This is a genomic window from Metallosphaera yellowstonensis MK1 (assembly GCF_000243315.1).
In the GTDB taxonomy this organism is placed as follows: Archaea; Thermoproteota; Thermoprotei_A; order Sulfolobales; family Sulfolobaceae; genus Metallosphaera; species Metallosphaera yellowstonensis.
In genome coordinates, this window is record NZ_JH597768.1 from 79013 (window position 1) to 83328 (window position 4316).

Annotated in this window: 5 protein-coding genes and 1 pseudogene; 1 reads left to right on the plus strand and 5 read right to left on the minus strand. The window is 50.8% G+C overall.

Features of this window, described 5'->3' with window-relative positions; all coding sequences use genetic code 11:
* The 4 genes and pseudogenes from METMK1DRAFT_RS07925 to METMK1DRAFT_RS16465 all read right to left on the minus strand — a co-directional run.
* Nucleotides 1-229 (minus strand): annotated as a pseudogene (locus tag METMK1DRAFT_RS07925) (IS701 family transposase); the annotation flags it as partial.
* 318 nt (nucleotides 230-547) lie between these two features.
* Nucleotides 548-1081, minus strand: coding sequence for a Zn-ribbon domain-containing OB-fold protein (locus METMK1DRAFT_RS07930; protein WP_009072674.1), 534 nt, complete (start codon nucleotides 1079-1081; stop codon nucleotides 548-550).
* Nucleotides 1078-2268, minus strand: coding sequence for a thiolase domain-containing protein (locus METMK1DRAFT_RS07935; RefSeq protein ID WP_009072676.1), 1191 nt, complete (start codon nucleotides 2266-2268; stop codon nucleotides 1078-1080). The genes METMK1DRAFT_RS07930 and METMK1DRAFT_RS07935 overlap by 4 nt, the downstream gene beginning before the upstream one ends.
* A gap of 63 nt (nucleotides 2269-2331) precedes the next feature.
* Nucleotides 2332-2499, minus strand: a complete 168-nt coding sequence (locus tag METMK1DRAFT_RS16465; protein ID WP_009072679.1) for a YHS domain-containing protein — start codon at nucleotides 2497-2499, stop codon at nucleotides 2332-2334.
* Nucleotides 2500-2773: 274 nt separating this feature from the next.
* Here METMK1DRAFT_RS16465 and METMK1DRAFT_RS19060 point away from each other — a divergent pair, with 274 nt between their 5' ends.
* Nucleotides 2774-2944 carry a hypothetical protein gene (locus METMK1DRAFT_RS19060; protein ID WP_245544600.1) on the plus strand — a complete coding sequence of 57 codons (171 nt, stop codon included), beginning with the start codon at nucleotides 2774-2776 and terminating at the stop codon, nucleotides 2942-2944.
* On the opposite strand, the gene METMK1DRAFT_RS07940 is transcribed toward METMK1DRAFT_RS19060, so the two are convergent.
* The gene (locus METMK1DRAFT_RS07940; protein WP_009072685.1) at nucleotides 2918-4105 is read right to left on the minus strand and encodes an MFS transporter; all 1188 of its coding nucleotides are present in this window, start codon (nucleotides 4103-4105) and stop codon (nucleotides 2918-2920) included. The two genes, METMK1DRAFT_RS19060 and METMK1DRAFT_RS07940, sit on opposite strands and share 27 nt — an antisense overlap.
* Nucleotides 4106-4316: the final 211 nt, after the last annotated feature.

Below are 4316 nucleotides of genomic sequence, written 5' to 3' on the forward strand. Positions count from 1 at the left end.
TCCACGCGTCTTCGAGTTCCCCCAACGCCTCCAGCAGGTTTGTGTAGTCCAACCCGAACGTCTCAGCAGCATTCCTCACGCTGGACCTCCCACCTAGCAGGACCATCAAGACGAGTGCCAACCCGACCTTCCTGCTCCTCCCGTTCCTCCTCACTATGCCCAGGACCTGGTTGACCGCCTTGATCAGATCCTCCTTAGCCAGTTCGACCTCTCCCTTTCTGTTCGTCATCTTTTCAGTGGGACGGCGTCGAAAATTAAAAACTTCTCGCTAATACCGACTTTCCCGTATTACCTCCCTAAGATTCCCATAACTGCTGTATATTATAGCACAGCAATCGTGGGATTTTTCGTTAGGTGTAGCCTTGAAGTCAAGGCGAAATCTGATAACTGCTGTATAGCAGTTATTTTTGACTTTCCCTTAACCGACGTCCTGTTATCAAGGGAAATCTAATAATTACTATATATTAATCTCTATCCAACAAACAAATAATATAAACCTCAACGGTTCAGCTGAAACTATTGGCAACGGGGAGAGGAAAAAAAGAAACTAGAGCAACCTTAGGGAGTACGTTAGATACCCCTCTGGCTCCCTCTTTACAACCTCTAACCTGACCTTTGCTCCTACCTTCAGTTTTTCCTTAGGGCCTTGAACCCAGGCGGTCACATTGACTTCCCCGAGGTCGGCTATCCCAACAACGTAGTCTGGGTAGTGGGAGAACGAAGGAGGTTTCACTGAAATGATGGTGTACGTTATCAACTCCCCTTCAACAGGTAGCTCCACCCACTCCAGTCCAGAGACCCTGCACTTCGGGCAGTCGTCCTGGGGAGGGAAGTAGATAGTGTTACACTTCACACACTTTGTGGCCATGATCTTTCCCTTACCCAGCTCATCGAAGAACCTGGTCACTTTCTTCACAGGGATCTGGTACCTTAAGTCCAACTCCCTTACGTCAGCCCACAGCGGATTTCCGGTCTTGGGTTCCGGAAAGATTGGCAATCCCTTGATCTGTACTAAACCGTCCAGTTGTTTAAGAAGGATCTGTATCTCCTTCTGCTTGGTCTCCCTTACCTCAGAGATCATGTTCCCGGCCTCCTGGTTGAGAATAGGGTCACGTAAGCGTAGTGTCCCGTCCCACCTACGTTGTGGGCTAGTGCTCTCCCGTTCTTGATGTCAGCCTGCATGGACTTGTGCGGGGCTCTGTAAAGTAGTTGTCTCGTTAAAGAGACAGCCATACTAACACCTGTAGCACCAATGGGGTGTCCCTTAGCCTTCAGCCCACCATCCACGTTTACCGGTATTCTCCCTCCAACATATGTTTGCTCTTCCCTAGCCAGGAGCATGCCCTCACCCCTCTTGGCGAACCTCAGGTCTTCGTACGCGACTATCTCGGCTATGGTGAAACAGTCGTGAACGTCTGCCACGTCTATTTGCTTCCAGGGTGAGTCCATGTTGATCCCGGCCCTTCTATAGACCTGTTCTGCAGCAATCCTGGCGGCCTCTATGGAAGTGAAGTCGGTTCTCCTGGAGAGGTTCGCCGTCCCTGAGGCTACACCCTGAGCCTCTATCCAGACGGGGGAGTCGGTGAGCTTTCTCGCCATTTCCTCAGAGGCAAGAACGACCGCCGCAGCCCCGTCCGTTATAGGGGAGGAATCCAAGAGCTTTAGGGGCCAGGCCACGGGTCTGGACTTCAGGTATTCCTCCATGGTTATCTCCTTCTGAAAGTGTGCGTAGGGATTAAGAGCCCCGTAGTGGTGTGCCTTAATGGCTACTTTTCCCAAGTCCTCCTCCTTCATTCCGTACTTGGACATGTATGCAGTTGCGTAAAGTGCGTAATAACCAGGGAAGGTCAGACCGAAGTTCTCGAACTCCCAGAAGTAGTTCCCGGCCCTTCCTATCATTTCCACCACCGTGAGGTTGGGGGACTGATGCATCTGCTCCACACCTACAGCCATAGCTATGTCCACTTCTCCTGACTTTACCGCCAGGTAAGCGTCCCTGAGAGCAGCGCTCCCTGAGGCACAAGCTGCCTCAACTCTCATGGTTCCACTGGGGTTCAAGTTGCAGTACTCCCCCACTACTATTGCAGGCAGAGGCTCTGCACTCCACGTCCCCACATTTCCCACAGAGAAGTATTTGACGTTCTTTTGTTCCACGTTAGCTTCCTCGAGGGCTTGTTTCACAGCTTCCCAGGCAAGTTCCTGAAGCGTCACGTCTGTCCTGGAACCGAACTTGGAGTGCCCAGTTCCCACCACTGCTACATTTGTCATAACAATAAATACTTTAAATAACGTAATAAGATTTCCTTCCGTTGAGGCTTCTTGAAGGATACCTCACATGTCGGGCATTCCCTTTGGTCCGCTCTTTAGGTAACCCTCTGGGTCCTTCTCGAATTCTCTTTTGCAACCCGGACCACAGAAGTAGTATACTTTCCCCTTGTACATGGTCTTAAACTTAGAGGTCTCAGAGACCTCCATACCGCATACTGGATCCATTACCATATATCATGTAGGTTAAGGGAACTTAAAATGCTTTCTAACTTGCTGAGTGGGTCACCTCGGAATCTGATCATGAGTTTCACATGGTAACCCTAAGGGGCGAGTCGTACTTCCATCTATCCTCGAGACTATAACATTCCTGCGTAACTTTTAAACATTTTTAATTACTTTTAAATCCAATACGACATGAGTTATTTTCATGTGGTGTTACCAAGGAATTTCCTTCTGATGATCTCCCAACCGATGACGGGCACTGCTCACGAGGATGGGAGAGAAGTTGGATGGAAGGGTATTGAAGTTTCCCTCGAGTAGCCCCAATGATCTGGGGGTGACTGTGTATGATCCCTTAGGAGGGGTGCCCGTGGCGTATTTAGAAGTATTAAAGAAGGTAAGTTGCACCACGGGTAAACACCCTCTCGAACTATTCCACGATAGTGACGTTACCTGAAGCCATCCTATCGATGTTCCTGAAGAATTTGTAGTAGAGCACCGAGTTAGCTAGTGTGGCGACACAGGATATCTCGAAGGGTAAAGCCACAGACAGGGCGTTCAAGAGGAAACCTGAGAGAGTTGTAGACGCCGCTGAGGGTAGGAGTCTCCCCGCTTGATTGGCACCTGTGGCTGTTGCCCTTCTTCCCTCTCCCACCAGGTTCATCATGAGGGCCTGTTGGGCTGGGAGAGAGACGACCCTTAATGGAGTGAACAGGAGGTAATCCAGGGAGGCCAGTAGTGTGTTCCCCAGGAAGGGGAACAGTAGAACCATCACGGCAGAGGCGGATCTCGTGACTATTATGAGCTTTACGAAACCCATCCTAGACGCTAACCAAGGTGTAGCTAACATGAGAGTAGCTGACATGACGCCTCCCAGGGATATGACCTCTCCTATGGTGCTCTGTGTCAGTCCGTATTCCTTAGCAAAGATGATGGGTATGAAGGGAACTATGAGCCCCTGGGATACTCCGTTGAGTACACCGGTTACTGTGAACTTCCTTATTACCTCCTCATCTCCTCCCTTACTAACCTCAACTCTCTCCCTGGGCTTGAAATCCTCCTTCACTGGGATCACCACGAGGGCAGAGAGGGAGGAGATGGCCAACGAGATCATGAACAACTCCCTGTAGTTGGATATGTGAGACAGGAGAGCTCCTCCTGCTCCAGCGTAGCTGGAGAGCATCGTGAAGATGGAGAAGACTTTTGTTCTCTCTTCGGGCTTCACCTTCTCCGACAGGAGGGCAGTCTGCATTGGTGCCGCTGTGGCCCCAACCCCGCCTCCTATGAGTCCTCCGGCAATTCCGAACCCGCCCAACGCTGAGGAGAGTAGTAGGAGGGGGAATGAGGTGGTAAGCAGGAGTATCAGGATGGCAGCTGGGAGAAAGAAGAGGGTCAAGAGGAGGACCTTCTTCCTCCCTATCCTATCGGAGAAAACTCCCAGTACCAGGCTAAGGACGGGAGTCACGAAGGCTCCAGCACCGAACAGTATCCCTATGGCCAGGAGGCTGAGGTGAAGGTCGTTGAGGTAATAGAGACCTACCACCACAGCTAGGACCCCCGCTGCGGCACTCCTGGAGATCCTGGAGACGAGTAGTAATAAAACGTCCCGGCCGTACACCCAATAAGAACGTCTTAGCGGTTTAAATGTCCTTTCTCGAAGTTGAGCCAATCCTTATAATGAGGAGCAGTTATGGGATTTCTCGTTAGGTTTGGCCTTGAAGTCAAGGCAAAATCTAATAACTGCTGTCACTGAGAAATTGGGTGTACGTCTCGTTCGTGGTCTACCACGAGTTCCCAAAGTTCCCCAGGACGAACGGGGTGGTTGCCCC

Excerpts from the sequence above, each read along its gene's own strand:
- METMK1DRAFT_RS16465 (WP_009072679.1), bottom strand. The coding sequence starts at position 2,499 with ATGGTAATGGATCCAGTATGCGGTATGGAGGTCTCTGAGACCTCTAAG.
- METMK1DRAFT_RS07935 (WP_009072676.1), bottom strand. The coding sequence starts at position 2,268 with ATGACAAATGTAGCAGTGGTGGGAACTGGGCACTCCAAGTTCGGTTCC.
- METMK1DRAFT_RS07930 (WP_009072674.1), bottom strand. The coding sequence starts at position 1,081 with ATGATCTCTGAGGTAAGGGAGACCAAGCAGAAGGAGATACAGATCCTT.